Origin of the sequence: Salinispora vitiensis (assembly GCF_000378825.1) — a bacterium.
In the GTDB taxonomy this organism is placed as follows: domain Bacteria; phylum Actinomycetota; class Actinomycetes; order Mycobacteriales; family Micromonosporaceae; genus Micromonospora; species Micromonospora vitiensis.
Genome location: NZ_KB900388.1, coordinates 2255978 through 2281197 on the forward strand (window position 1 = coordinate 2255978; position 25220 = coordinate 2281197).

Annotated in this window: 22 protein-coding genes and 1 pseudogene; 5 read left to right on the forward strand and 18 right to left on the reverse strand. The window is 69.7% G+C overall.

The genetic code is table 11. The features are described 5' to 3' along the window. Positions 1-40: 40 nt before the first annotated feature. The 10 genes from era to hemW all read right to left on the reverse strand — a co-directional run bounded on the left by era (position 41) and on the right by hemW (position 9218). Entirely contained in the window at positions 41-940 is a 900-nt protein-coding gene (era, locus tag SALPAC2_RS0110405; RefSeq protein WP_018216598.1) for a GTPase Era, read from the reverse strand. Continuing rightward, a complete protein-coding gene (locus tag SALPAC2_RS0110410) occupies positions 937-1314 on the reverse strand; it encodes a hypothetical protein (protein WP_018216599.1) in 378 nt (125 codons plus the stop codon). The genes era and SALPAC2_RS0110410 overlap by 4 nt, the downstream gene beginning before the upstream one ends. Continuing rightward, complete coding sequence (locus tag SALPAC2_RS0110415) at positions 1307-2722, reverse strand: hemolysin family protein (RefSeq protein WP_018216600.1); 1416 nt, start codon at positions 2720-2722, stop codon at positions 1307-1309. The genes SALPAC2_RS0110410 and SALPAC2_RS0110415 overlap by 8 nt, the downstream gene beginning before the upstream one ends. Next, on the reverse strand, positions 2698-3171 hold the full coding sequence (gene ybeY, locus SALPAC2_RS0110420; RefSeq protein ID WP_018216601.1) for an rRNA maturation RNase YbeY: 474 nt from the start codon (positions 3169-3171) through the stop codon (positions 2698-2700). Before ybeY ends, SALPAC2_RS0110415 begins: the two co-directional genes overlap by 25 nt. A 17-nt stretch (positions 3172-3188) precedes the next feature. Continuing rightward, entirely contained in the window at positions 3189-4247 is a 1059-nt protein-coding gene (locus SALPAC2_RS0110425; protein WP_018216602.1) for a PhoH family protein, read from the reverse strand. 157 nt (positions 4248-4404) lie between these two features. Continuing rightward, on the reverse strand, positions 4405-4767 hold the full coding sequence (locus SALPAC2_RS0110430; RefSeq protein WP_018216603.1) for a histidine triad nucleotide-binding protein: 363 nt from the start codon (positions 4765-4767) through the stop codon (positions 4405-4407). A gap of 56 nt (positions 4768-4823) precedes the next feature. Continuing rightward, positions 4824-5558: a 16S rRNA (uracil(1498)-N(3))-methyltransferase gene (locus SALPAC2_RS0110435; protein ID WP_018216604.1), complete on the reverse strand. Its 735-nt coding sequence runs from the start codon at positions 5556-5558 to the stop codon at positions 4824-4826. 65 nt (positions 5559-5623) lie between these two features. Further along, the gene (gene dnaJ / locus SALPAC2_RS0110440) at positions 5624-6769 is read right to left on the reverse strand and encodes a molecular chaperone DnaJ (RefSeq protein WP_018216605.1); all 1146 of its coding nucleotides are present in this window, start codon (positions 6767-6769) and stop codon (positions 5624-5626) included. 69 nt (positions 6770-6838) lie between these two features. Next, the gene (hrcA, locus tag SALPAC2_RS0110445; protein ID WP_018216606.1) at positions 6839-7861 is read right to left on the reverse strand and encodes a heat-inducible transcriptional repressor HrcA; all 1023 of its coding nucleotides are present in this window, start codon (positions 7859-7861) and stop codon (positions 6839-6841) included. A 133-nt stretch (positions 7862-7994) separates the two neighbouring features. Then, positions 7995-9218 carry a radical SAM family heme chaperone HemW gene (hemW, locus tag SALPAC2_RS0110450; protein ID WP_033662067.1) on the reverse strand — a complete coding sequence of 408 codons (1224 nt, stop codon included), beginning with the start codon at positions 9216-9218 and terminating at the stop codon, positions 7995-7997. 18 nt (positions 9219-9236) lie between these two features. Here hemW and SALPAC2_RS0110455 point away from each other — a divergent pair, with 18 nt between their 5' ends. Together SALPAC2_RS0110455 and SALPAC2_RS0110460 are read left to right on the forward strand one after the other, a co-directional pair. Continuing rightward, a complete protein-coding gene (locus SALPAC2_RS0110455) occupies positions 9237-10019 on the forward strand; it encodes an enoyl-CoA hydratase-related protein (protein ID WP_018216608.1) in 783 nt (260 codons plus the stop codon). A gap of 234 nt (positions 10020-10253) precedes the next feature. Next, positions 10254-11114: a hypothetical protein gene (locus SALPAC2_RS0110460; RefSeq protein ID WP_018216609.1), complete on the forward strand. Its 861-nt coding sequence runs from the start codon at positions 10254-10256 to the stop codon at positions 11112-11114. Between the two features lie 60 nt (positions 11115-11174). Here SALPAC2_RS0110460 and lepA read toward each other — a convergent pair whose 3' ends face one another. Both lepA and SALPAC2_RS0110470 read right to left on the reverse strand, forming a co-directional pair. After that, the gene (gene lepA, locus SALPAC2_RS0110465; protein WP_018216610.1) at positions 11175-13064 is read right to left on the reverse strand and encodes a translation elongation factor 4; all 1890 of its coding nucleotides are present in this window, start codon (positions 13062-13064) and stop codon (positions 11175-11177) included. A gap of 269 nt (positions 13065-13333) precedes the next feature. Beyond that, on the reverse strand, positions 13334-13870 hold the full coding sequence (locus SALPAC2_RS0110470; protein WP_018216611.1) for a DUF4240 domain-containing protein: 537 nt from the start codon (positions 13868-13870) through the stop codon (positions 13334-13336). 222 nt (positions 13871-14092) lie between these two features. On the opposite strand from SALPAC2_RS0110470, the gene SALPAC2_RS0110475 reads away from it, so the two are divergent. Together SALPAC2_RS0110475 and rpsT are read left to right on the forward strand one after the other, a co-directional pair. Continuing rightward, positions 14093-15172: a phosphotransferase gene (locus SALPAC2_RS0110475; protein ID WP_033662066.1), complete on the forward strand. Its 1080-nt coding sequence runs from the start codon at positions 14093-14095 to the stop codon at positions 15170-15172. Positions 15173-15391: 219 nt separating this feature from the next. After that, entirely contained in the window at positions 15392-15658 is a 267-nt protein-coding gene (gene rpsT, locus SALPAC2_RS0110480; protein WP_012014671.1) for a 30S ribosomal protein S20, read from the forward strand. A gap of 113 nt (positions 15659-15771) precedes the next feature. Here rpsT and SALPAC2_RS0110485 read toward each other — a convergent pair whose 3' ends face one another. The 4 genes and pseudogenes from SALPAC2_RS0110485 to SALPAC2_RS28605 form a co-directional block, all read right to left on the reverse strand. Next, positions 15772-16299: a hypothetical protein gene (locus SALPAC2_RS0110485; RefSeq protein WP_018216613.1), complete on the reverse strand. Its 528-nt coding sequence runs from the start codon at positions 16297-16299 to the stop codon at positions 15772-15774. Further along, complete coding sequence (gene holA, locus SALPAC2_RS0110490) at positions 16296-17276, reverse strand: DNA polymerase III subunit delta (RefSeq protein WP_018216614.1); 981 nt, start codon at positions 17274-17276, stop codon at positions 16296-16298. Before holA ends, SALPAC2_RS0110485 begins: the two co-directional genes overlap by 4 nt. 775 nt (positions 17277-18051) lie before the next feature. After that, positions 18052-19305, reverse strand: coding sequence for a glycosyltransferase 87 family protein (locus SALPAC2_RS26055; RefSeq protein ID WP_162561332.1), 1254 nt, complete (start codon positions 19303-19305; stop codon positions 18052-18054). Positions 19306-19433: 128 nt separating this feature from the next. Beyond that, positions 19434-20266, reverse strand: a pseudogene (locus tag SALPAC2_RS28605) (IS30 family transposase); the annotation flags it as partial. A 200-nt stretch (positions 20267-20466) separates the two neighbouring features. Between SALPAC2_RS28605 and SALPAC2_RS0110505 the strand changes: the two are divergent. Then, positions 20467-21546, forward strand: coding sequence for a phosphatase PAP2 family protein (locus SALPAC2_RS0110505; protein WP_223874893.1), 1080 nt, complete (start codon positions 20467-20469; stop codon positions 21544-21546). A gap of 247 nt (positions 21547-21793) precedes the next feature. Here the strand turns inward: SALPAC2_RS0110505 and SALPAC2_RS0110510 are convergent, their stop codons facing one another. Further along, positions 21794-24262, reverse strand: a complete 2469-nt coding sequence (locus tag SALPAC2_RS0110510; protein WP_018216618.1) for a ComEC/Rec2 family competence protein — start codon at positions 24260-24262, stop codon at positions 21794-21796. Next, positions 24259-25158 (reverse strand): ComEA family DNA-binding protein, encoded by a 900-nt coding sequence (locus SALPAC2_RS0110515; RefSeq protein WP_026184609.1) that lies wholly within the window; start codon positions 25156-25158, stop codon positions 24259-24261. The genes SALPAC2_RS0110510 and SALPAC2_RS0110515 overlap by 4 nt, the downstream gene beginning before the upstream one ends. Positions 25159-25220: the final 62 nt, after the last annotated feature.

Sequence of the window (25220 nt, forward strand, 5' to 3'; positions counted from 1 at the left end):
CAAGTCATCTGGAACGGTCGGCGCTAAGCCGGGCGTTGCGCTAGAAACCGAGCTTACGGAGCTGTTTCGGGTCCCGCTGCCAGTCCTTCGCCACCCGGACGTGCAGGTCAAGGTAGACCCGGGTGCCGAGCAGCTCCTCGATCTGCCGCCGCGCCCGGATGCCGACATCCCGGAGCCGGCTGGCCCGGTGCCCGATCACGATCGCCTTCTGGCTCGGCCGCTCGACGTACACGTCGGCGTAGATCTTGATGACCCGTTCCGCCGGGATCATCTCCTCCACCACCACCGCGATGGAGTGCGGCAGCTCGTCGCGCACCCCCTCCAACGCCGCCTCCCGGATCAGCTCGGCGACCAGCACCTGCTCCGGTTCCTCGGTGAGCATGTCGTCCGGGTAGAGCTGCGGCGACTCCGGCAGGTAGCGGGTCATCACGTCCACCAGCGTGTCGACCTGGTGCCCGGAGACCGCGCTGACCGGAACGACCTCCGCGAAGTCGGCCAGTTCACTCACCGCGACCAGCTGCTTGGCCAGCTGCTCTCGGTCGACCAGATCGGTCTTCGTGACCACGGCGAGCACGGTCGCCTTCAGCTCGGCCAACTCACCGGTGATGAAGCGGTCGCCCCGGCCGATCGGCTCGTCCGCCGGGATGCAGAGGCCGATCACATCAACCTCGCTCCACGTCTGCCGCACCAAATCGTTGAGGCGCTCGCCGAGCAGCGTCCGGGGCCGGTGCAGGCCCGGCGTGTCTACCAGCACGAGCTGCGAGTCGGGCCGGTGCAGCACCGCCCGGATGACGTGCCGGGTTGTCTGCGGCTTACTGGACGTGATGGCGATCTTCTGCCCGACGATCGCGTTGGTCAGCGTTGACTTGCCGGCGTTCGGCCGTCCCACGAAGCAACCAAAGCCCGCCCGGTACGGCTGCCGAAGGTGCGCGGAAGTCACTCGGCCACCGTCCCGAGGAGCGTGCCGTCCGGGGCCGCCACGTGGATCGGCGCGTCGGCGGCGAGGTCACGGACCGCCGCATGGCCGGCCCCGTCCAGCGTTGACGCCTCGGTCACCACCGCCGCGGCCTCCAGCCGGGTGCAGCCCGCCGCCGCCGCGGAGGCCACCGCGAGCTGCAGCGCGGTCAACACCAGCGACGGCAGCGAGACGCTCGCCGCGGCGTACGTCCGGCCGTCCTGGTCCCGGACCGCGGCACCTTCGACGGCACCGGTCCGGCCGCGCGCCCCCCGGGCTAGGACGACCAGTTTGGCGTCCTCGGCGGTCAGCTCCACCGGGGTGAACCCGGTGGTCGGTACGGCGGGTGACTCAGGCATCGGCGGGTTGCCTCTCCTCGGCTTGGTCGGTGTCGTCCGGGGCATCGGCGGATTCGCCACGCTTCGGATCGTGCTGTTGGTCGGCCGGCTCCACCCGACGCACCAGGACCGTGTCGATCCGGTTGCGCCGCCCGGTGGTGCCCTCGGCGAGCAGACGCAGACCGGCCACCTCAACCTGGGCACCGGGGATCGGGACCCGGCCCAGGGACTGCGCGAGCAGGCCGCCCACCGTCTCCACCTCATCGTTGGGCAGCTCGGTGTCGAACAACTCGCCGAGGTCCTCCACGGGCAGCCGCGCGGTTACCCGCACCGCATCGTCGTCGAGGTGCTCGATCGGCGGACGCTCAACATCGTACTCATCGGTAATCTCGCCGACGATCTCCTCCAGGATGTCCTCGATAGTGACCAGTCCGCCGGTCCCGCCGTACTCGTCCACAACGATCACGAGGTGGTTCCGGGCGGCCTGCATCTCCGAAAGGAGATCGTCAACCGGCTTGGACTCCGGCACGAAGGTGGCTGGGCGCATCAACTCGGCCACCGGGAGGCGCCGGTCCTCCGGGGCGCCGCCCTGCGTACGCCGAATCAGGTCTTTTAGGTAGAGCACGCCGAGCACATCGTCAACGCTCTCGCCGATGACCGGGATCCGGGAGAAGCCGGACCGCAGAAAGAGCGCCAGGGCCTGGGAGAGCATCTTGTGCCGCTCGATCCAGACCATCTCGGTACGCGGCACCATCACCTCACGGACGATGGTGTCACCGAGTGCGAAGACCGAGTGGATCATCTGTCGCTCGCCATGCTCCACCACACCGCGCTGCTCGGCCAGGTCGACCAGTTCACGCAGCTCCACCTGGGTGGCGAAGGGACCCTCCCGGAAACCACGCCCCGGGGTGACCGCATTACCGATCAGGATCAACAGCGAGGCGAGGGGGTTGAGTGCCCGACCCAGCCAACGCACCAGCGGCGCCACCCCGCGACCCACCGCGTAGGCGTGCTGCCGGCCGATGGTGCGCGGCCCGACGCCGACCACCACGAAGCTGACCACGGTCATCGCCCCGGCCGTCACCACCGCGGCCAGCCAGCCGGCGCCGAGCGAGTCGACCGCGACCAGGGCCACCAGGGTGGTCGCGCTCAGTTCGGCGAGCAGCCGCAACAGCAGCAGCAGGTTGAGGTGCCGGACCACGTCCCCGGCGACGGATCGCAACGCTCGGGCGCCCCGGGCTCCGTCGCGGACCAACTCGGCCGCGCGGGCCGGCGAGACCGCGGCCAGCGCCGCCTCGGTCATCGCGATCAGGCCGGCGAGGACCACCAGGCCAGCCGCGAGGAGAACCAGTTGCACGTCGGGGAGGCCGGACGCGCCGGCCGTTGCTGCGGCAAGAGAGGCCATCATCGTGACCGGGTCGACCGCCAACTCACCAGCAGCCGGGCTTGGAGGCCGAACATCTCCCGCTCCTCCTCCGGCTCGGCGTGGTCGTAGCCGAGCAGGTGCAGCACCCCGTGCACAGTGAGTAGATGCAGCTCGTCGGCGGTGGAGTGGCCCGCGGTCACCGCCTGCTTCGCGGCCACCTCGGGGCAGAGCACGATGTCACCGAGCAACGCCGGCTCGGCGCCGACGGTGGCGTTCTCCCCCGGCCCGTGGTCAACACTGCCCTCGTCCATCGGAAAGGCAAGGACATCGGTGGGGCCGTCCCCGCCCATCCAGCGGTGGTTCAACTCGGCCATGTAGTCGATGTCGACAAGCAACACGGAGAGCTCGGCGAGCTGGTTGACCCCCATTTCGTCGAGGGCGTGCCGGGCGACGGCGAGTATCGCGTCGGTGTCGACGTCAACCCCGGACTCATTGGCAATCTCGATGGACACTGTCTTCCTTTGCTTCGTTAGCGGCGCCGGCCGGCACGGCCGCCCTGGGCGGGCCGGCCGGGCACCGCCTGCACGCTCTTCGCCTGCTGGTTTTCCCGCTCCACGTCCCAGCGGGCGTACGCGTCGACGATCTCCCCAACCAGCCGGTGTCGGACCACGTCCGAGCTGGAGAGCTGGGCGAAGTGCACGTCCGCCAGATCGTTGAGGATCTCCCGGACGACCCGCAGGCCGCTGGTCGTCCCGCCAGGAAGGTCCACCTGGGTTACGTCGCCGGTGACCACGATCCTGGAACCGAAGCCGAGCCGGGTGAGGAACATCTTCATCTGCTCCGGCGTGGTGTTCTGCGCCTCGTCCAGAATGATGAACGCGTCGTTGAGGGTACGACCCCGCATGTACGCCAGCGGCGCCACCTCGATCGTGCCCGCCGCCATCAGCTTCGGGATCGACTCCGGGTCGAGCATGTCGTGCAACGCGTCGTACAGCGGTCGCAGGTACGGGTCGATCTTCTCGTTCAGCGTGCCGGGCAGGAAGCCCAGCCGCTCGCCCGCCTCGACCGCCGGCCGGGTGAGGATGATCCGATTGACCTGCTTGGCCTGCAGCGCCTGGACCGCCTTCGCCATCGCCAGGTAGGTCTTGCCGGTGCCGGCGGGACCGATACCGAAGACGATGGTGTGCGCGTCGATGGCGTCGACGTAACGCTTCTGCCCGAGCGTCTTGGGGCGAATGGTACGACCGCGTCGGGAGAGGATGTTGAGCGTCAGGACCTCGGCGGGCCGTTCGGCGCTGCCCTGCTCGAGCATGCCAACGGTACGCCGGACAGCATCGGTGGTCAGCGTCTCACCTTTCTCGATGAGTTCGATCAATTCGCCGAAGAGCCGCTCGGCGAGAGCGTTGTCCGCGGGTGCGCCGGTGATCGTGATCTCGTTACCCCGAACATGCACGTCGCTGCTCACGGAGCGCTCGACCAGTCGCAGGATCTCGTCCCCCGCACCGAGGAGATTGACCATGATCCTCGGCTCCGGGACGGTGATCCTGGTCTGCGCCCGGGGCGGGCCGGGAGGTGGGGTGCTGGTCATAGGTTGGGCCGAGCGGCCCTGCGCCACCTGCTCTCGCTCTCGGCGCCGGGCTGGTCGCCGCGGCGTGCTGGTCGTTGCCCCCATCGTATCGGTTCAACCGCCGGGGCACCTCGCCCAATTCCCCTGCCCGGCACCGACCGGCCGACGCCCGCCGCCGTCAGCTGACGTTACCGGTCAGCATCGGCCCGAGCGGCGCACCACCGAGCAGGTGTGCGTGGACATGAAAGACCTCTTGACCGCCGTACGCCCCGGTGTTGAAGAGCAGCCGGAAGCCGTCACCGAGCAGGCCCTCCTCCTCGGCGACCGCGGCGGCGGTGGCGAGCACCTCGCCAGCGAGCCCCGGGTCCCCCTCCGCCAGGGTGGCCACGTCGGCGTAGTGCTCCTTCGGGATCACCAGCACGTGCACCGGAGCCTTCGGACCGATGTCACGGAACGCGAGGGTTGTCGGGGTCTCCCGGACAACCGTGGCGGGAATCTCACCGGCGACGATCCGGCAGAACAGGCAGTCAGTTGTATTCACCGAGGCAGTGTAAGGAAACGCTCCGGGCACCGCCCCCCAGAGCGGGAGAACCGGCGCTACCAGCGGCCAAGGCGGGTGGCGAGCACCGAAAGCGCCGCCACCCCGGCGGTGGAGGTACGCAGCACCGACGGGCCCAGCCGCACCGTTCGGGCCCCGGCCTCGACGAAGGCGGCCAGCTCGGCCGGGGCTACGCCGCCCTCGGGACCGACCACCAGCACGATCTCGCCGCGGTCGGGCAGCTCCGCGGTGACCAGACGTTCCTCCGCCTGCTCGTGTAGCACGAACGCCGCGGCAGCGCCGGCGATCCGACGGGCTGCCTCGGAGGTGGACTCGGCCGGGGCGCCGGTCACCACCGGCAGCCAGGCCCGGCGGGCCTGCTTCGCGGCCTCCCGCGCGGTGGCGACCCACTTGCCCCGGGCACGTGCCCCCCGGTCACCGCGCCACTGGGTGACCGAACGCGCGGCCGCCCAGGGCACGATCGCGTCCACGCCGACCTCGGTCATCGCCTGCACGGCCAGCTCACCCCGCTCCCCCTTGGCCAGCCCCTGAACGACGACGAGCCGGTGGGCGGGGGCGGCCAGGTGTTCCCGGGAGGTGATCCGAAAGTCAAGGACACCCTTTCCCACCGCCGTGACCACGGCGACGGCCGTGCCGCCGCGGCCGTCAGCGAGCAGCAACTCCTCGCCGACCCGCAACCGCTGCACCGTCGCGGCGTGATGCCCCTCCGGCCCGTCCAGGGTCGCCGTCTCGGCGGTGGGCAACGAATCAACCAGGAACAGCGGCGCGGACACGGTGCCAGGCTAGCGACCATCCCGGTGCCCTGGGCCGCTGGCCTGGGACACCGGGACAGGCCGAGTCAGGCGTGGCCGTTGAAAGCGTCGCGCATCCGGGAGAAGAAGCCCCCCTGCTTGGTCAGCTCGGCGAACTCCTCGCCCCGGGTCTGGGCGAACTCGCGCAGCATCTGTTCCTGGTCGGCGTCCAGCTTGGTGGGCGTCCGCACGTCCAAGTGGACGAACAGATCACCCCGGCCGGTCCCCCGCAGGTGCGGCACGCCGCGGGCGCGAAGCCGCAGCATGCTGCCGGGCTGGGTGCCGGCCTTGACGTCAACCGGCTCCTCGCTGTCCAGCGTCTTGATGGTCAGGCGGGTGCCGAGCGCCGCCGTCGTCATCGGGACCGCCACCCGGCAGTGCAGATCGTCGCCCTTGCGGGAGAAGACATCATGCGGGCGCTCGTGGATCTCCACATAGAGGTCGCCGGCGGTGCCACCGCCGGGGCCTACCTCGCCTTGCTGGGCCAGTCGGATCCGCATCCCGTCCTCGACCCCGGCGGGAATCTTGACGGTCAGCGAACGCCGGGTCCGCACCCGGCCGTCCCCGGCGCAGGTGGGGCAGGGGTTCGGAATCGTGGTGCCATGGCCCTGGCAGGCGGTACACGGCCGGGCCGAGACCACCTGCCCGAGGAAGGTGCGCTGCACCGACTGCACCTCGCCCCGCCCGCCACACGCCTCGCAGTTCTCCGGATGGGTGCCGGCGGCGGTACCCGCACCGGAACAGGTGGTGCAGAGGACGGCGGTGTCGACCGTGATCGGCGCCTCCACGCCGAACGCGGTCTCGGGCAGGTCCAGTTCGAGGCGCAGGATCGCGTCGGAGCCCGGTCGGGTGCGGGGGCGCGGCCCCCGTCCGCCGCCGCCGGCGGCCCCCCCGAAGAAGGCGTCCATGATGTCTTGGAAGCCGACAAACGGACCGGCCTCGCCGGGTCCACCCGGGCCGCCACCCCCGCCGCCGGGGGCGAGCGGGTCGCCACCAAGGTCAACGATCTGCCGCTTCCGGTCGTCGGAGAGGACCTCGTACGCGGCGTTGATGTCCTTGAACTTCTCTTGCGCCGCCGCGTCCGGATTCACGTCCGGGTGGTACTGGCGCGCGAGCTTGCGGTAGGCGCGCTTGATCTCGTCGTCGGAGGCTTCCCGGCTCACGCCGAGGATGCCGTAGTAGTCCTTGGCCACTGCGTTCGGTGTCCTCATGTTCGTCTCGCTTGCGCCGACCGCCGGCCCGGTCCGGCCGGACGGTAATGCCTAGTTTTGGGCTAGCAGGTCGCCCACGTAGCGCGCCACGGCCCGAACCGTGGCGATGGTGCTGGGATAGTCCATCCGGGTCGGCCCGACCACTCCGAGGCCCCCCAGGATCGTCACCCCTGGTCCGTAGCCGGTGCTCACCACCGAGGTGGCCCGGAGATTGTCGATCTCGTTCTCGTCGCCGATCCGGACGCGCATCGCGCTCGGCTCGACCTCCCCGATGAGTTTGAGGAGGACCACCTCCTCCTCCAGCGCCTCCAGGATGGGGCGCAACGAGCCCTGGAAGTCGAGCAGACCACCGCGGGTGAGATTGGCGGTGCCGGCGAGGGCGATGCGCTCCTCGTGCCGTTCGACCAGCGTCTCCAGCAAGACGGTGGAGAGGGTGACCATCGCCGGTCGCAGCTCCCCGCTCACCTCGTCAACCAACGCCTGCACCAGCGGCGGTGTGTCGGCGAGCCGGGTACCGACCAGCTTCTCGTTGACTAGCTGACGCAGATCGATCACGTCGTCAGGGGGGATCGGCCCAGGAAGCTCGACGAGCCGCTGCTCGACCCGACCGGTATCGGCGATCATGACAAGCATCAGCCGGGTGGTGGAGACCGGCACCAGTTCCAGGTGCCGCACCGAGGATCGGGCCAGCGACGGGTACTGCACGACGGCGACCTGCCGGGTCAGCTGGGCCAGCAGCCGGACCGTGCGGTGCACCACGTCGTCGAGGTCAACCGCGCCGACCAGGAAACGCTCGATCGCCCGACGCTCGGCCGGGGTGAGCGGCTTCACCCGGGACAACCGGTCCACGAAGAGCCGGTAGCCACGGTCGGTGGGCACCCGGCCGGCGCTGGTGTGCGGCTGCCGGATGTAGCCCTCCTCCTCCAGGACCGCCATGTCGTTGCGGACGGTCGCTGGGGAGACCCCGAGTTGGTGGCGCTCGACCAGCATCTTGCTGCCGACGGGCTCCTGCGTGGCGACGTAGTCTTCGACGATCGCGCGCAACACCGCGAGTTTGCGGTCGTCGAGACCCATCCTTCCCCCCTCCTCCCACCGCGCGTCCGCCGTCGAGGCGCTTACTGGCACTCGACTCTAGCGAGTGCCAGTCTACGTCGGCACGCCCGCCAACGCGATGATCAATAGAGATCGAGAACCGTCGAGTCGCCAATCAGCCGAGCAGGTCCCGCACCACCGCGTCCGCGAGCAGCCGACCGCGCAGGGTCAACACCGCCCGACCCTCGCCGTACGCCGCCGCGGCCAGCAGACCCGCTGCCCGGGCCCGATCGGCGCCGGCGCGACCGACGGGGTCCAACACGTCCAGCGGCAGGCCCGCGGCGAGCCGGAGCCGCAGCATGACGTCCTCCAGGTGCGCCTCGTCGGCGGTCAGCACCTCCCGGGCCAAGCCCGGCGACGCGCCCGCCGCGAGCCGCTGCGCGTACGCCGTGGGGTGTTTGACGTTCCACCAACGCACCCCGCCGACGTGGCTGTGTGCGCCCGGGCCGAGGCCCCACCAGTCGCCGCCGGTCCAGTACAAGAGGTTGTGCCGGCACCGGGCGGCTGGGGTCCGCGCCCAGTTGGAAACCTCGTACCAGGAGAACCCGGCGGCGTCGAGGGCCGCCTCCGCGGCCAGGTAACGGTCCGCGGCGACGTCGTCGGAGGGCTGCGCCAACTCGCCCCGCCGCACCTGGGCCGCGAGCCGGGTCCCCTCCTCCACGATCAGGGAGTACGCGCTGACATGGTCCACCCCCGCGGCGACCACCTCGTCGAGCGAGGCGGCGAAGTCGGCCGCGCTCTCCCCCGGCGTCCCGTAGATCAGGTCCAGGTTGACGTGGTCGAACCCGGCCTCCCGGGCCTCCCGGGCGGCGGCGACGGCCCGGCCGGCGCTGTGCCGCCGGTCCAGGATCGCGAGCACTCCGGGCGACGCGGACTGCATCCCCAGCGAGATCCTCGTGTAGCCGGCGGCCCGCAGCGCGGCGAGAGACCGCGGGGTGACCGACTCCGGGTTGGCCTCCGTGGTGATCTCCGCGTCGGCGGCCAATCCCCAGGTGCGATCGATGCCGTCGAGGATCCGGGCGAGGTCCGCCGCGGGCAGCAGGGTGGGGGTGCCACCGCCGACGAAGACCGTGTCGACCCGGGGCGGAGGGTTCCCGCGCAGCACCCGGGCGGCCAACGCGAGTTCGGCGAGTACGGCGTCGGCGTACTCCTCCCGGCTGGCGCCACCCCCCAACTCGGCGGCCGTGTAGGTATTGAAGTCGCAGTACCCGCACCGGCTGGCACAGAAGGGGACGTGTACGTACACGCCGAACCCCCGCGTTCCCACCGAGGTCAGGGCGGTTTTGGGCAGCGATCCATCCATCGGGATGCGCTCGCCTTCTGGTAGGACACCGGGCATGGCCACTAGTGTGCCCGCATGACCTCTCCCGACGCTCTGGTGCGGGCCGCCACGGCCGGTGGGGTGACCACCCTCACCCTGAACAGCCCGCACAACCGCAACGCGCTCTCCACCCCGCTGATGACCCAGCTACTCGACGGACTCGCCGCGGCGGTCGCCGACGACGCCGTACGCGCGGTCGTGCTGGACCACGCCGGGCCGGTCTTCTGCTCCGGCGCCGACCTGAAGGAGACCGCCGCCGCGTACGCCAGCGGCACGGTGCCGGCCGGGATGCTCGGTGACGTGCTCGCGGCCGTATCGGAATGCCCAAAGCCAGTGGTGGCGCGGGTGGCCGGGCCGGCACGGGCCGGCGGGCTGGGCTTGATTGCCGCGGCCGATCTGGCGATCTGCGCCCAGGAGGCGACGTTCGCCTTCACCGAGGTCCGAATCGGGGTGATCCCGGCGGTGATCTCGGCGACGGTGCTGCCCCGACTGCGGCCCCGCGCCGCGGCCGAGCTCTACCTGACCGGGGACACCTTCGACGGGCAGCGGGCCGCCGAAGTCGGTCTGGTCACCACGGCGGTGCCGCTGGCGGAGTTGGATGCCGTCGTCGCCCGTTACTGCGATTCGCTGGTCCGGGGCGCACCTGGCGCACTGGCCGGGGCGAAACAGCTGCTCCGCCGCCCCACCGCGACCGATCTGCGGGGCGAGCTCGCCGACCTGGCCGCCCTCTCCACCGGCTACTTTCTCTCCGCGGAGGGGCTGGAGGGCGTGTCGGCGTTCCGGGAGAAGCGGCCAGCGAGCTGGGTGCCGGGCCAGTAGCCCGGTTCCGGACCGGGCCTGGCACCGGCGGTAGCCCCGGGTTTCTCTCCGGGCCCGGCACGGACGAAAGCGCCGGGTTTCTGGCCGGCGCAGCACGGGAAGTCGCAGACGCCCCACCGCCGCCTCGACCGACCGGCAGCCGAACCGACCGAACGCCCGGGCAGCGCCGCCCCGGCTGGCCGGTGGCTCACCGGGCACCGGGGCTTACGCTTGTCGGACTCATCGAATCAGGGGGTGCAGGTGCGGACTCGGGCAGTCGTAGCGAGTGGCATCGTTCTGGCGCTCGTCGCCGTGGTCGGGCTCTTCATCACCTTCCGGCACATCGCGGACGGGATTCGGCTGCCGTTCGCCGGGCGGAGCTGCACGGTGCAGGCGGACGGCCAGGTGGAGCTGGATGCCGGCCAGATGGCCAACGCGGCGACGATCGCGGCCATCGGGGCGCAGCGCGGCATGCCGGAACGGGCGGTCGTGGTGGCGCTGGCGACCGCGTACCAGGAGTCGGGGCTGCGCAACCTGGCCGGCGGCGACCGGGACTCGGTGGGCCTGTTCCAGCAACGGCCCAGCCAGGGCTGGGGTTCGCCAGCCGAGATCCGGGACCCGCGGTACGCGACAAACACCTTCTACGCCGCGCTGGCGAAGGTACGCGACTGGGAGGAGATGCGGGTGACCGACGCCGCCCAAACGGTGCAGCGCTCGGCCTTCCCGGAGGCGTACCAGAAGTGGGCCGACGAGTCAGAGGTGCTGAGTCGCGCCCTGCTCGGTCAGGCCAGCGGAGCGGTGGCCTGCGCCATCAACGACGATCCGCAGCACCGCGGGGCCGCGGCGACCGCGGCGCTGGCCCAGGGGCTCACCCTGGACTGGGGGCTCGCCGCCGAGGCCGCGGCGGCCGACCCGACCCGGCTGACCGTGACGGTGGACGACGAGCAGGGCGGCTGGCGGTACGCGCACTGGCTGGTGTCCCACGCCCAGGACAACGGAGTCCAACTGGTCCACTTCCAAGGGCTACGGTGGACCGCGGAGGAGGGCGTCTGGGCCCCGACAACCGGCAAACAGAGCCCCACCCGGGTGGTCGCCGAGGTCCTCGACGCCTCCTGAGGTCGACCGGATCAAGGGATACGGGGGCCCAGGGTGGCTGCCCTGGGCCCCGCGCCTCGGCTATTTCTTACCGGACGTCTTGCCACCGCCACCGCCGCCGCCGGAGTCCGAGGAGAGCGCGGCGATGAACGCCTCCTGCGGCACCTCGACCCGGCCCACCATCTTCATCCGCTTCTTGCCTTCCTTCTGCTTCTCCAGCAGCTTGCGCTTGCGGCTGATGTCACCGCCGTAGCACTTCGCCAGGACGTCCTTGCGGATCGCGCGGATCGTCTCCCTGGCGATCACCCGGCTGCCGATCGCCGCCTGAATGGGCACCTCGAACTGCTGGCGGGGGATCAGGGAGCGCAGCTTCGCGGCGATGGTGGTGCCGTAGGCGTACGCCTTGTCCTTGTGCACGATCGCGCTGAACGCGTCAACCGGCTCACCGTGTAGCAAGATGTCCACCTTGACCAGGTCGGAGGCCTGCTCGCCCGAGGGCTCGTAGTCCAACGACGCGTACCCCTTGGTGCGGCTCTTGAGCTGGTCGAAGAAGTCGAAAATAATCTCCGCAAGCGGCAGCGTGTAGCGCAGCTCCACCCGGTCGGCGGAGAGGTAGTCCATGCCGAGCAGCGTGCCCCGGCGGCCCTGGCAGAGCTCCATGACCGCGCCGACGAAGTCGTTCGGGGTCAACACCGTGGCGCGCACCACCGGCTCGTACACCTCGGCGATCTTGCCGGTCGGGTACTCGCTCGGGTTGGTGACCACGACCTCCTCGCCGTCTTCGCTGATGGCCCGGTAGACCACGTTCGGCGCGGTGGAGATCAGGTCGAGGTTGAACTCCCGCTCCAGCCGCTCCCGGATGATCTCCAGGTGTAACAGGCCGAGGAAGCCGCAGCGAAAGCCGAAACCGAGCGCACCGGAGGTCTCCGGCTCGTAGGTCAGCGCCGCGTCATTGAGCTTGAGCTTGTCCAACGCGTCCCGCAGGTTCGGGTAGTCCGACCCGTCGATCGGGTAGAGGCCGGAGTAGACCATCGGCTTCGGGTCCTTGTACCCGCCGAGCGGCTCCGCCGCCGGCCTCGCGTTGATGGTGACGGTGTCACCGACCCGCGACTGCCGGACATCCTTCACGCCGGTGATCAGATATCCGACCTCGCCGACACCGAGGGCGTCCGCCTTCACCATCTCCGGGGAGATCACCCCGATCTCCAGCAGCTCGTGGACCGCACCGGTGGACATCATCTTGATCCGGTCCCGGGCGTTGATCTGCCCGTCAACCACCCGGACGTAGGTGACCACGCCGCGGTATACGTCGTACACCGAGTCGAAGATCATTGCTCGGGCCGACGACTCCGCCACACCGACCGGCGGGGTGAACTGCCGGACGATCTCGTCGAGCAGGTGCGGCACGCCGTCGCCGGTCTTGCCGGAGACCCGGATGCAGTCCGCCGGATCGCCACCGATCAGGTGCGCCAACTCCTCGGCGTACTTCTCCGGCTGCGCCGCCGGCAGGTCGATCTTGTTGAGCACCGGGATGATGTGCAGATCGTTCTCGAGCGCCAGGTAGAGGTTGGCCAGGGTCTGCGCCTCGATCCCCTGGGCCGCATCCACCAGCAGGATCGCGCCCTCGCAGGCCGCCAGGGAGCGGGAGACCTCGTAGCTGAAGTCGACGTGCCCGGGGGTATCGATCATGTTGAGCACGGCGCTCTCGCCGGCCCGCTCCCCCTCCCGAATCGCCCACGGCATCCGGACGGCCTGACTCTTGATGGTGATCCCGCGTTCCCGCTCGATGTCCATCCGATCGAGGTATTGCGCCCGCATCTGTCGGGGGTCGACCACACCGGTGAGCTGCAACATCCGGTCGGCCAGGGTCGACTTCCCATGATCGATGTGGGCGATGATGCAGAAGTTCCGGATACGCGCCGGTTCGGTGGCACCAGGAGTGTTCGCGCCGGAATCGAGCGTCGGTGGCACAGCGGTCCGTTCTGGTCGACTGACGTGGAGCGAGCCGGCGCGGCACCGGCCCCCGCTAATGCTCCCACGCCACGCCCTCGGGTCCGCTGCGCGGGCAAACCCCGAGCGCACCCGGCGACAAACCGGGCCGGTTCAACGGCAGGCCGGTCCGCTCGGCAGCCCGACAGCCCGGCAGCCCGGCAGCCCGGCAGCCCGGCAGCCCGGCAGCCCGACGAAACACTGCAACCGCGCTATTCGCCCGGCGACTCGACGAATCACTGGCAGCTGGACTACTCGCCCGGTGGCTCGACGAAGAGGGCGGCGAGCTTCGGGAGCCGGCGACGGGCCTCATCCGCGTCGTCGAAATCCCAGAAATCGTTCAGGTCCGGCACCGGAACCGGATCCCGGTCCGCCGGCAGCTCGGTCGCGGTCGCCTTCCGGTACGCCTCCCACGGCACCGCCAGCATCCGGGCGCAGGCGAACTCCTCACCCGACAACGACGCGGTCCGTACCGGCGGCAGGTCGGCCAGCGAGTCCGGCTCGGCGACGGCACCCGCGAACACCTCGCGCCCCTGGGTCATCAGCCAACCACGGAAGTCGTGGAAGCCGTCGTCGGAGATCCCGCCGTTGATCAGATACGCCGCACCCCAGAGGTCCACGCGGTGCGAGGCGGCCAGCACCCGGGCCTGATGGCGCGTGTACCCGAGGATCTCCTCCGGCTCCCGCTCCGCGAGCAGGGCCACGGCCCGGACGGCGACCGCGTCCGGCTCACCCCCACCCCCTACCCGGGCCTCGTCAACCAGCTGCCAGAAGTCGTCGGTCCGCATGACCCGCCAGTCTTCCAGAACCCGCCGACCGGGACCGTGCGACAACTCCCGAACCCGCCGGCCAGGAGGGTGTGACAAACCTTCCCGAACCTGCCGGCCAGGAGGGTGCGACAACCTTCTCGAGGAGCCCGATTATGGCTGGCCGGTGACATCCGCCCTTCGTTCGTCGACACACTGCCTGCTTAGCCTGGTGGACTCGCGGATCCGTACGACACTGGAAAGATGCCGAGTTCACCCCCGCATACCGGGACCCGCCGGCCCGGCTGGTCCGACCTGCCAGTGGGTTTGCGGGCAGCCCTCGCCGACCGCCTCGGCGCCCCGGTGGTCGCGACACGTACCGCGACCACCGGCTTCACCCGTGGCTTCGCCGGGGTGCTGTCCGCCGCCGACGGCGGCCAGGTCTTCGTCAAGGCCGCGCCCCACGACTCCCACCTGGCCAACTGGTACTGGCGAGAGGCGACGGTCCTCGACCGGCTCCCGCCCGGACTGGCGGCACCCCGAGCCCGCTGGACCCTGGCAGAGTCCGGTTGGTTCGCCGTCGCCCTCGACGCGGTTGACGGCTATCCGCCCGGGCGCCCGTGGGAGCCGTCGGAGCTGACCACCACCCTGACCGCGTACGCGGAGGTCGCCGCCGCCCTGGACCCACCGCCCAGCGACCTCGCCGCGCTCAACCCGCCGCACCTGGCCGACCTGGCCCAAGCCGACATCCTCTGCTGGGGTGACGTGGCGGCAGGCCGGGAGGCACCTCCGCCGCTGCCGGCCGGGCTCGAGCAGCGGCTGCCCGAACTGGTCGGGCTCGAGTCCCGGCTGCCGGGGTACCTCGCCCCGGCAGCCGGTTTGATCCACGGGGACCTGCGGCCGGACAACGTGCTACTCACCTCGCACGGGCAGGTGTGGTTCTGTGACTGGACCTGGCTCTGCCGCGGTCCGGCCTGGTTCGACCTGGTCACGCTCCTCCTCGGGGGGCATGCCGTGGAGCAGCAGGAGGTCACCGTCGCAGCGTTGGCCGGTACCGGCGGCGCAAGCTCCCCGGCCGAACCAGCGAGCTCCCCCTTCCCGAAGGTCACCGTCGCAACACCCGCCCTGACCACCGACTGGCTGGACACCGCCTTCGCGGCCCACCCGGCTACCGCCGAGGCCCCGCCGGATGCCCTGGATGTCACGCTGGCGGCGCTGGCCGGCTACTTCCTCACCACCGCAGCCACGGTTCCGGAGACCGCGACCGAGCAGCTCGCGGCCCACCAACGCCGCAGCGGCGAGTACGCGCTCGACTGGCTTGCCCGCCGGCAGGGCTGGGGCTGAACCCCGCCCGGTGCTGACGCCACCGGGTGCTGAACCCGACCTGGTGCTGCCCCCGTCGGGTGCGGAGCTCCGCTGCCAGTCGCACCGCCTCCGGCGGGTGGCCCGGGAGGCAACTTTGGCGCTACCCGAGCGACCTGGTAGCCTGGCACTTCGCGCGACGATGACGCATGCTCGCCGCGCGGATGCAGACCAACCCGAGCTATCAGACGAGGCTGTCGCGTGGCGAACATCAAGTCCCAGATCAAGCGCAACCGGCAGAACGAGAAGCGCCGGCTGCGTAACAAGTCGGTCAAGTCGTCGCTGAAGACCGCCATCCGCAAGTTCCACGAGGCCGCCGAGACCGGCGACGTGGAGAAGGCGACGGTTCTCATGCGCGATGCCGCCCGCAAGCTGGACAAGGCCGCCAGCAAGGGCGTTATCCACGCCAACCAGGCTGCGAACCGTAAGTCGGCTATCGCCAAGCGCGTGGCGTCGTTCTCCGCCTGACCCAGCCATACCAGTTCAGGACAAAACCCCGGCCCAATCCGGTCCGGGGTTTTGTGCTGCCCGACGCACGAATCTCCTGCGGTGGCCCAGGACAACGGGTCGCGCTGCCGAGGTCAGCGTTCGGCCGGCGCCGCTCCGGCCGAAGGCAGCTCCCGCACTCCGGCCGAAGGCAGCTCCCGCACTCCGGCCGAGGGCAGCTCCCGCACTCCGACCGAGGGCAGCTCCCGCGCGGCGACCGAAGCCAGCTCCCCGGGACGCTCTGGGCCGGACGAGACGACGATGCCAGGCATGCTGTGCCGGATCCAGCCAACCCGCGCGGTGCCGACCACGGGCTCCATCTGGTGGCGGAAGCGGTCCCGCTCCTGGTCGGGCACGAGCGCCGCGGAGCGGACGACCCGCGCTGCCACCACATCGTTGATCTTCACCATCACCGCGACCATCGCCGGCAGCACCAGCACCGACCACCAGCTGACCAGTTCGGCAAGCGCCAGAAGCGCCGCCAGCGCGACGGCCCCCTCGAAGAAGACGAAGCAGAGCACCCCACCGGGGTTGACGAACCGCAGCCCCAGCAGGCGCGCGTACAACGGCCGGTAGCGCTCCTCCTCCGCCGTCAGGATGGCCCACGATCTCGGTCCGGTCACCGGCCGCCACCCTGCCGCGCCGCCGCCACCGAGACGACAGCCCGCTCCAGCGCGTACGCCCGGTCGTCCGAGCCCCCCTTCACGGCCGCGTTGCACTCGGCCGCGGCCCGCATGGCCTGCACCAGACCTTCCGGCGTCCAACCGCGGCTCTGCCGCTGCGCCCGCTCAATCTTCCAGGCCGGCATGCCAAGGGTGCTCGCCAGTTGGTAAGGGCTCCCCCGCCCGGCGGAGGCGACCCGGGCCACGGTACGCACGCCGTCGGCGAGCGCATCAGCAATCGGCACCGGGTCAACGCCGACGTGCAGCGCCCAACGCAGCGCCTCCAGCGCCGCCGGCACGTCGCCCACCATCGTCGCATCGGCGACGGTGAAGCCCGACACCTCGACCCGCCCCCGGTAGTACCGGGCCACCATCTCCGGGCTGATCTTCCCGTCGGTGTCGGCCATCAACTGCGAGCAGGCGGCGGCGAGTTCACGCAGGTCATTACCGACCGCCGCGATGAGCGCCTCGGCGGCGGCGTCGGTACACCGGCCACCGGCCCGCCGAAACTCGTCCCGGACGAACGCCACCCGCTCCCGGTGCCCCCTCAGCCGGGCGGCGGGCACCACGGTCGCGCCGGCCGCCTTCAGCCCGTCCGCGAACGCCTTACCCTTGGCCGCGCCGAGGTGGAGCACGACCAGCTGCACCTCGGGGTCGGGGTTCTTCGCGTAGGCGAGGAGGGCCGCCGCCAGATCCTTCCGCGCGTCCTGGCCGGACCGCAGGATCAACAACCGCCGTCCACCGAAGAGCGACGGACTGAGCATCTCCGCGATCTCGCCGACGGTGAGGGAGCCGGCTTGGTATTCGCGGACGTCCACCTCCGGATCCACACTGCGGCTCTGGGCGACCGCCTCGGTGACCGCGCGAGTAGCGAGAAGTTCCTCGTCACCTAGGACGAGCAGAATCGGAGCGAGGCTGGCGGCGGTCACGCCGCCCATATTCGCATGGTCGGCCGAGCACGCCAGCCCGGTCGTCCGCCCTCCGATGTCAGAGCCCGCACTAAGCGCAAATCCCGACTTTTACGTTTGTTTCGTCTTGAAAACTGACAAACAGAGCGCCGAGGGCTCCGGCGCTCTGTATGACGACGGCAGCGCCTCTGAACACCACGCCCCAGCCGGCCCCCGCCGTCCGGGTGCGTGGACCCAAGGGATCGATGTCCCGCGGCCCTCGACGTAGTCGTGTTGATACGGCAGCCGATGCGTCGAGGGAGAGCCGAGCCGGGCGGTTCACGGTCAAGGCCATGGAAGCGGTGAAGAGCCTGGAGGCGCAGCCGTTAAGGACCCCCCGGCGTGAGAGGGCGGTCGAGTCGGCCTGAGGTGCGGTGCCGGGATTGCTCCCGGTCCGTTTCCCCAGGCCGCTCGCCGAACCGTACGTGCGAGTTGGCCCCGCATACGGCTCTCCACGGTGTCGCCGTCAGGCTGCGGTGGTTCGGACCTTGGTCCAGGGGTTTGGGATCGTGTTGCCCCTGTAGCGGTAGCGGGTGACCGCTGGTGTGCGGCCAGGTTGATCAACACGATGTCGTCCGCGTTGATCGGTTTCCAGGACCCGTGGGGGCCCAGCAGCCGTGGGCGGATCCTTCCGCGTCCAGCAGTGCCGGGTCTTCAGCCACACGATCCACTGCTAGTGCCATGGACAACGGTCGGGTTGCCTGGGAACCACACCGCACCCTCGGGCGACCCGACCCTGCGGTCAGCCCTAACTGAAGGGCCGAGGTCAGCCGACAGGGTCCTTGCGGGCGCCCTGCGGATAACGCTCACCCCGTTCGGGCGGATCCAGATGCTCCGCCGAAACATCACCGGTTTCGATCGGACCACTTTCTTCAGCTGAAGCGGTCGCGCCGGCGGGCTCTGCCGCTGTGCTGCCCCTAGCGCCAACGAATGGCGCGAGGCACGCAATGAACACCGCCAGCGCAAGCCGCATGTTTTCCCAGAAAACGCCGCCCGGCAAATTCGCGCCGACTGAAGTCACCGGTAGAACCATCAAGGCGGCAACGACCGCAGACCACGCCCAGTTGCGCGCTGCTACTAGACTAATTGCTGCGAAAGCCGCCAGCACCAACCAAATCTGATGGTGGGTCCAAGAGACAGGGGAGAACACCACGCTGGCGGCGCCCACTACTGCGCTAGCCGCCAGAAGCCTTCCCCGTTTTGTCATTTGGGCTGCTCGCCACAGCGCCACGAATACGATGGCACCACCGAGCACTAGGACAGCGGTGGTTCGGACCGAGTCGGAGAGGTTCAGGCGCAGTAAGGCACCGTTTATAGACTGGTTGCCGCCGGTGGCGATATTGCCGACACGCTGAACATCCAGCAGTTCTATTGTCCAGTAGCGAATCGATTCATCAAAGAGCACGAGCCAGGTCAACCCGGTAGCGGCAATGAAGGTGCCTAGCGCGTTCATGGCTGCTCGACGTTGCCCGGTAACCCAAAAATAAGGGATGAAGATCAGTGGCGTCAGCTTCAATGCCGCCGCGATCCCGGTTGCCACACCGGCAAATTTTGGGGGGACGATTTTCATCGTGTCGAGCAAAACGAGCAGGGCAAGGAATATGCTAACTTGCCCGAAACGTATATTACTACTGATGGGCGCGGAAAGAAACAACAGCAGCGCCGAGCTCGCCATCGCAACGCCTGAGGTGGCCTGCCAGGCTTCGGAGGCGACCTTCCCGGCAATTTTCGCTATCGCCACGACCGCAGCAATGGTGGCTAAAGTCCAAATCACCATCAATGTTGCAGTATTGAGGTAGGTAAGTGGAGCAAATATCAATCCGGCGAAAGGAGGGTAAGTGAACGGCGCGCCAGTCTCGGCGGCGGCGAAGTCATAGAGGCTGCTGCCCGCCTTCCATAAGTTGACACCCCCCAAATATACTTGTAGGTCACTGAGTCGGTCGGACCAAGGTCGACTCAGTCCCGCCCAAGCCTGCAAAGCGGCCACGATACAGGCAGTCGCCCAGACGAGAGAAACCACCCATCGATTGGGGCGGGTGGCTGGCACTGTCAGTGGCTCGACCGTTTTGGTATGCACCGCTGGCTCCTGTCAGTCTCCGGGCACTCTTTTAGGCGAGGTGAAGTCTCGCCCAGCACAACGCGGCAGAATTAGGCAGTGGAAGCATTTGCCTCGACGAGCTCGGCGAAAACCTCGGAAGGCTTTCCAACTATGGATCTTACGGGGTTAGTCGTTGATCTCGGACGCCACCATCGCTAAGTAGGTGGGATTGGAGGTGAACGGGAGCGCGGACGGGCCAAGTACACCGGCAACCCGGCGGCGGTGACCCTCGCGTGACTAGCCATCTCGGAGCCGTAGTCCCAGGTCAGCGACCGGACGACCTGCGGCTGCAGCGTCCCGGCGGCGATCATCGCGCCACCCACGGTCAACAGGTCACGGCAGGACAACGAAACCAGGATCACGAACCGAGACGTCCGGTCGACCAACGTCGCGACCGCGGACTTACCTGCCTTGCCGATCACCAGGTCGCCCTCCCAGGGCCCGGGGCCTGCCGGCCCTCGACCTCGGCGGGACGTTCATCGAGGTAGCGGGGCGCCCGGACCCTTGGTACCCGGGCGGGACCCGGGCCCGAGCAGCGCACGGTACGGCCGGGCCGTAGCCGGATCAACTCCCGGGCCAGGGTGGACACCGGCTGGGCGTGGACCCACTGCGCCTTACCGAACAACCTCTTCACCGGCTCCACGCCCGGCCGCCGATGCGCCTGGCTGCGCCGACGTCGCGAAACCTGCCAATCATCGCACCAGGAGCCGAGGCTAAGCAGGCTACTCACCAGGCGGCGCAACAGCATCGCCTCGTCAGCGGACTCGGCGCAGAACAACCCCCTCGCGATCACGTAACGGAGCATCACGTACCTTGGCAGCCGCCGGACCCGCTTCTCACGCCGTCCACTGCGGTTGAGTACGCTCTTCCGGCAGATCCCCGGTTGAACCGGGCCGACAAGCCCGATGCGATCGGTCAATCGACCCTGCGGCTGCGGCGACTCCACCCCAGACAACGTCGTGCCACGGCATGTGCCAGCAGCCGCCCCTCGTCAGCTCACCCCGCTGACCAGCACTACTTCCTAACTAAACGACGGACCCCCTGGACCGGCCGCAGGTGCAACAGGTGTTAGCCTCAGCCTCCATGGCCAACCAGTCGCGCGTAACGGCGGAAGCGGAGTCATCAACTCCCTCAGCGCCTACCCAGGGTCAAGGATCTGACAGTCCACCTGAGTCGCGGCGGTTCGTCGTCAGCCGGCGCCTGGCGGTTTCGGTGTGGTCCCTGCTGTTCGTGGTCTGCTTCCTGGCCTTCGGCCTGCCCACTGATCCTGGGTACGCCGTCATCTGGCTCTGGGCACTTGCGGTGGCGTGGCGAATAGACCAACCAGTGCGTTCACACCTGCGCTTCGCGCGGGACTGGCTGCCGGTTGTCGCTCTGCTCACCGTATACAACATCAGCCGTGGCTACGCCGATGGTGTACGAGAGCCACACGTCACGGAACTTATCAACGCTGACCTGGCCATGTTCGGCTGGGCGACGGGCGGCACTGTCCCCACTGCCTGGCTGCAAGAAAACTTGTATGACCCCACGCGCGTCCAGTGGTGGGAAGTGGCGATCACATACGTCTACTTCTCCCATTTCGTTGTCGCCCTCGGGGTCGCGGCGGTGCTTTGGCTCACCGCGCGGCCGCAGTGGGCGGCGTTCATGCGGCGCTTTTTCGTCCTAAGCCTTTCCGGTTTGATTACGTACTTCCTGTATCCGGCCGCCCCGCCTTGGTGGGCCGCCGAGCACGGCTTCCTGGAGCCCTTGGAGCGGCTGAGCCTGCGTGGTGGCGAGGAGTTCGGCATGCACGGCGCGTTCAGCGTTATCCGGCTGGGCCAGCTCGCGTCGAATCCGGTGGCCGCGATCCCATCGCTGCACACGGCCTTCGCCCTGCTTGTCGTGCTGTTCTTCGTGACACGGATACGGAAGCGCTACTCGGCCATCCTGTTGCTCTATCCCCTGGCGATGACGTTCACTCTCGTCTACTCGGGTGAGCACTACGTCATCGATGTCTTAGTCGGGTGGGCGTACGTCTTGGGGACTTTCGCGATCGTCGGTCTGGCCGAGCGCTGGTGGCGGCAGCGCCGACTCGCATCCAAGGCTGGCGATACGGACGACGACAGCATGTGTGACAACCTCGCAGAGCCGTCACCGACGGCAGGATCCCGTACGGAGACATAGGAACGCTGCAATGTTAAGGGGCGTCCGAGTCGTGGTTCTACAAGTGGCGGGATCGTCGGCCGACGCCCCGCCCGGATCGTCGGAGCAGGCTGACCGACGCGGTCCGGCGCCTCTTCGATTCCTCGGGCGGCACCTACAGCAGCCCACGTGTCGGTGACGAGTTGCGTGACTGGCCCCCCGGCCCGATCGAAGGGCTCGCCACGCCGCTACTTTGCGACTGCATTGTCTGAAGAATTGACATATCCGACTACCGTCTGGTCGGGTCCTCGGCGCCGCGGGTGACGACGGCCAACCCGGACGGCCCGGTCACCACGGCAACGTCCCCATCAAGGTCGGTACGCAGGATCCGGGCTCCGCCGCGGGCAAGACGGCCCAGCACCGACGCATCCGGATGCCCATAGGTGTTCTCCCGGCCGACCGGGACCACCGCGACCAAGGGGCGTATCGCGTCCAGAAAGGCCGGGTCCTGATACGCCGAACCGTGATGGGCGACCTTCAACACGTGGGCACGGAGGCCATCAGCCGGCGCATGGTCGAGCAGAGCCTGCTGCTCCTCGATCTCGGCGTCTCCGGTCAGCAGGATCCGCACCCCGTTGACGGTTGCCAGCAGGACCAGCGAGTTGTTGTTCGGATCGGAACGGGTGCCCCGCAACGGAACCGGTGGACCGACCACGGTCAACTCCACGGCGCCAGCCCGGTAGCCCCAACCGGCCGGCGCGGAAACCATCTCGACGGAGCCCGCCGCCGCCGCGACCTGGACCAGGTCCCGGCCGAACGCCGGCTCCGACCACGACGGAGCGAGCACAGTCGCGACCCGTCGCCCCCGGAAGACACCGGCCACCCCACCCACATGATCGTGATGGAAGTGGCTGATCACCAGCAGTGGCACCTCCCGGATACCAATCCGACGTAGGCAACGATCCACCACCCCCGGCTCCGCCCCAGCGTCTACGACCACGCCCCGCCCCGGACCAACCGACAGGACCAGCGCATCACCCTGACCGACCGCACACGCCACAACCACCCAACCGGCCGGCGGCCAACCAGCAGCTACCAGGCGCACCGGCAACGCACCGAGCACGGCCGCAACCGCGGTCACCGCCACCAGCCGTCGCACCACCCGGCGACGGACCGCCACCAGCAACGCCAGAGTCAACCCTGCCAGCAGTAACGCACCCCCGACCCCCGCCGGCCAGGGCAACGCCCCCGCCGGCGCCCGCGCCCCGTAGTGCGCCACAGTAACCAGCCACCACGCCGGCCAACTGGCCAGCCAGGCCAGAAACTCGGCACCCGCCGGCCACAGTGGCGACAGCGCCGCCGCCACAACACCGAGCACCGTGGCCGGCGCAATCGCTGGCGCCACCAACAGATTCGCCGGCACCGCGACCAGGCTGACCGTGCCGGAAATCCCCGCGACCACCGGTGCGCAGGCCACCTGCGCCGCAGCCGGCACCGCCAGCGCCTCAGCAACCCCCGGCGGCACCCGACGACGACGTAACGCGTCCCGCCACCGGGGCGCCAACAACAGCAACCCACCCGTAGCGAGCACCGAGAGCGCGAAACCGAAATCCCCCGCCAGCTCGGGATCAACAAGCACCAGCACAGTGACCGCCGCGGCCAGAGCCGGCAACGCCGCCCGCGGCCGACCCACGGCGAGCGCGGCCAGCCCGATCGCGCCCATCGCCGCCGCCCGTACCACACTCGGCGATGGACGAACCAAGATCACGAACCCCACCAACGCCACCACACAGAGTCCCGCCGCGAGCCAGGGACCAGCCCGCCCCCAACGAGCGAGCAGCAACACCGCACCAACGACAATTGCGACGTTAGATCCAGATACCGCTGTAAGATGGGTCATTCCGGTGTCGAGAAAATCCTCCCGCACTGAATCAGGCAGCCGGCTCGTGTCGCCCACCACCAGGCCGGGCAGCAGGCCACCCCGCTCCTCCGGTAGCGGCTCGCAGGCTTCCTGGAGGCCGGCGCGGAGCACGCCGGCGGCACGCTGCAAGCCCGGCGGCGACCCGTGTGAAACCGGGGACCGGGTTGACCACAGGACCGCAGCGGTCAGATCGCCGCCCCGCGGCGCAGCGAGCCGACCTTCAGCGGTCAGCCGCTGCCCCGGCAGCAGCGCTCGCCAGGCCGGGTCGGTAGCTAGGACCAGCATCCGGACCTGCGCCTCGACCCGGTGCCCGTCAAGACCGGTGATACGGGTCGACTCCGCTGCCACCAAGAACGTGGCGGGACGCCCAGAGCCGGAGCGGACCAGCCGGGGGTCATCCCGGACGACCAGGTCGACGGTTACGGTGGCCCGCTCCTCGACCAGGGCACGCACCGGAGTAGCGTCCCGCGCGGCTACCCGAGCGGCGGTGACGCTCGCCCCGCACACCACCCCGAGCAGGACGGCGATGGCCGCCCAGCCGTAGCGGCGGACGGCTGCCCGCGGCCGGCCGAGAAGTCCAGACAGGTAGACCCCACCGGCGGCGGCCAGCACAGCGGCGATCGCGGCGACCAGCAACGACGCCCTGGCCGACAGGTAGAGGCCGGCCAACGCGGCCAGCCACACGGCGACAGCCAAGCCAGCCAGCCGCAGGTCCGGCGGGTCGGCGGGCGTACCAGCGGCGGAACGCCCCGGGTGGGCACGGCCGTCGCCGGATGCGGTCGGTACCGCTGCCTTCGGAGCGGGCCCAGGGCGCTGCCCGTCCCGGTGGTTTCTCACACCGTCACCAGGTCCTTGAGCTGCTCGTACCGGGTGTCGCCGATGCCGCCAACCTGGCGCAGGTCGCTGACCGACCGGAAGCCGCCATGCTCTGCACGGTGGTCGAGGATGCGCTGCCCGAGCACCGGGCCGACTCCGGGCAACGTGTCGAGTTGCGCCAGGGTGGCGGTGTTGAGGTTGACCTTGCCGCCGGGCACCGCTCCCGCCGCGTCACCGGCGGAGGTCACCCCCGGTGGCGCGGTGACACCGATCAGGATGAGTTCCCCATCGACTACCTTCCGGGCCGGATTGAACAGGGCGACATCGACGCCGGGCAGCGCCCCACCGGCCGCCTGCACCGCGTCGGCGACCCGGGCACCGGCCGGCACCCGGACAAGTCCCGGTCGACGGACCTTACCGGCGACCGCCACCACCAGCTCACCGCCCGACTCCGTCGGGTCAGTGGACGCCGACGGAGCGACCGGTGTCACCGCTGCGACCGGCTCGACCGGCTCGACCTGAGGCCGGGACTGCCAGGCCCAGAAGCCCGCTCCGAGCACCACCAGCACAGCGACGAGAGCCAACGCCCGCACCCCACGCCGCCCCGGATCGAAAGCGCCCGGCCCCGACAAGACCCGGCTCGGTGGGTCTCCGTCCGGTTGGGCGGACGACACCGCCTCCCCCTCCGACCCATCCTGCGGGTCGCGCCACGGACCTTCCGGCGCCGCCGGACGCGTCACCACCGCCGGTCGCGTCTCCACCGCCGGTCGCGTCTCCACCGCCGGTTGCTTCTCCACCGCCGGTTGCTTCTCCACCGCCGGGACCGCCGCCCTCGGCGGGCCGGTGCCGGACAGCCTGCCTGCCGGCAGCACTCGATGCAGGCGCTCCCGGACCGCCCTCTCCTCGTCGTATGACACGGCGCGACGTTAGGCCGCCGGGCGGAAAGAACGACCTCCGCACGAGGCTTCGCTGTGGATGA

What these genes read in the sequence shown, in the direction of transcription:
- SALPAC2_RS0110425 (WP_018216602.1), bottom strand. Translation starts at nt 4,247, where the DNA reads ATGACCAGCACCCCACCTCCCGGCCCGCCCCGGGCGCAGACCAGGATC.
- SALPAC2_RS0110475 (WP_033662066.1), top strand. Translation starts at nt 14,093, where the DNA reads ATGCCGAGTTCACCCCCGCATACCGGGACCCGCCGGCCCGGCTGGTCC.
- holA (WP_018216614.1), bottom strand. Translation starts at nt 17,276, where the DNA reads ATGGGCGGCGTGACCGCCGCCAGCCTCGCTCCGATTCTGCTCGTCCTA.
- hrcA (WP_018216606.1), bottom strand. Translation starts at nt 7,861, where the DNA reads ATGGGTCTCGACGACCGCAAACTCGCGGTGTTGCGCGCGATCGTCGAA.
- hemW (WP_033662067.1), bottom strand. Translation starts at nt 9,218, where the DNA reads ATGCCCGGTGTCCTACCAGAAGGCGAGCGCATCCCGATGGATGGATCG.
- SALPAC2_RS0110470 (WP_018216611.1), bottom strand. Translation starts at nt 13,870, where the DNA reads ATGCGGACCGACGACTTCTGGCAGCTGGTTGACGAGGCCCGGGTAGGG.
- SALPAC2_RS0110410 (WP_018216599.1), bottom strand. Translation starts at nt 1,314, where the DNA reads ATGCCTGAGTCACCCGCCGTACCGACCACCGGGTTCACCCCGGTGGAG.
- SALPAC2_RS0110455 (WP_018216608.1), top strand. Translation starts at nt 9,237, where the DNA reads ATGACCTCTCCCGACGCTCTGGTGCGGGCCGCCACGGCCGGTGGGGTG.
- SALPAC2_RS0110505 (WP_223874893.1), top strand. Translation starts at nt 20,467, where the DNA reads ATGGCCAACCAGTCGCGCGTAACGGCGGAAGCGGAGTCATCAACTCCC.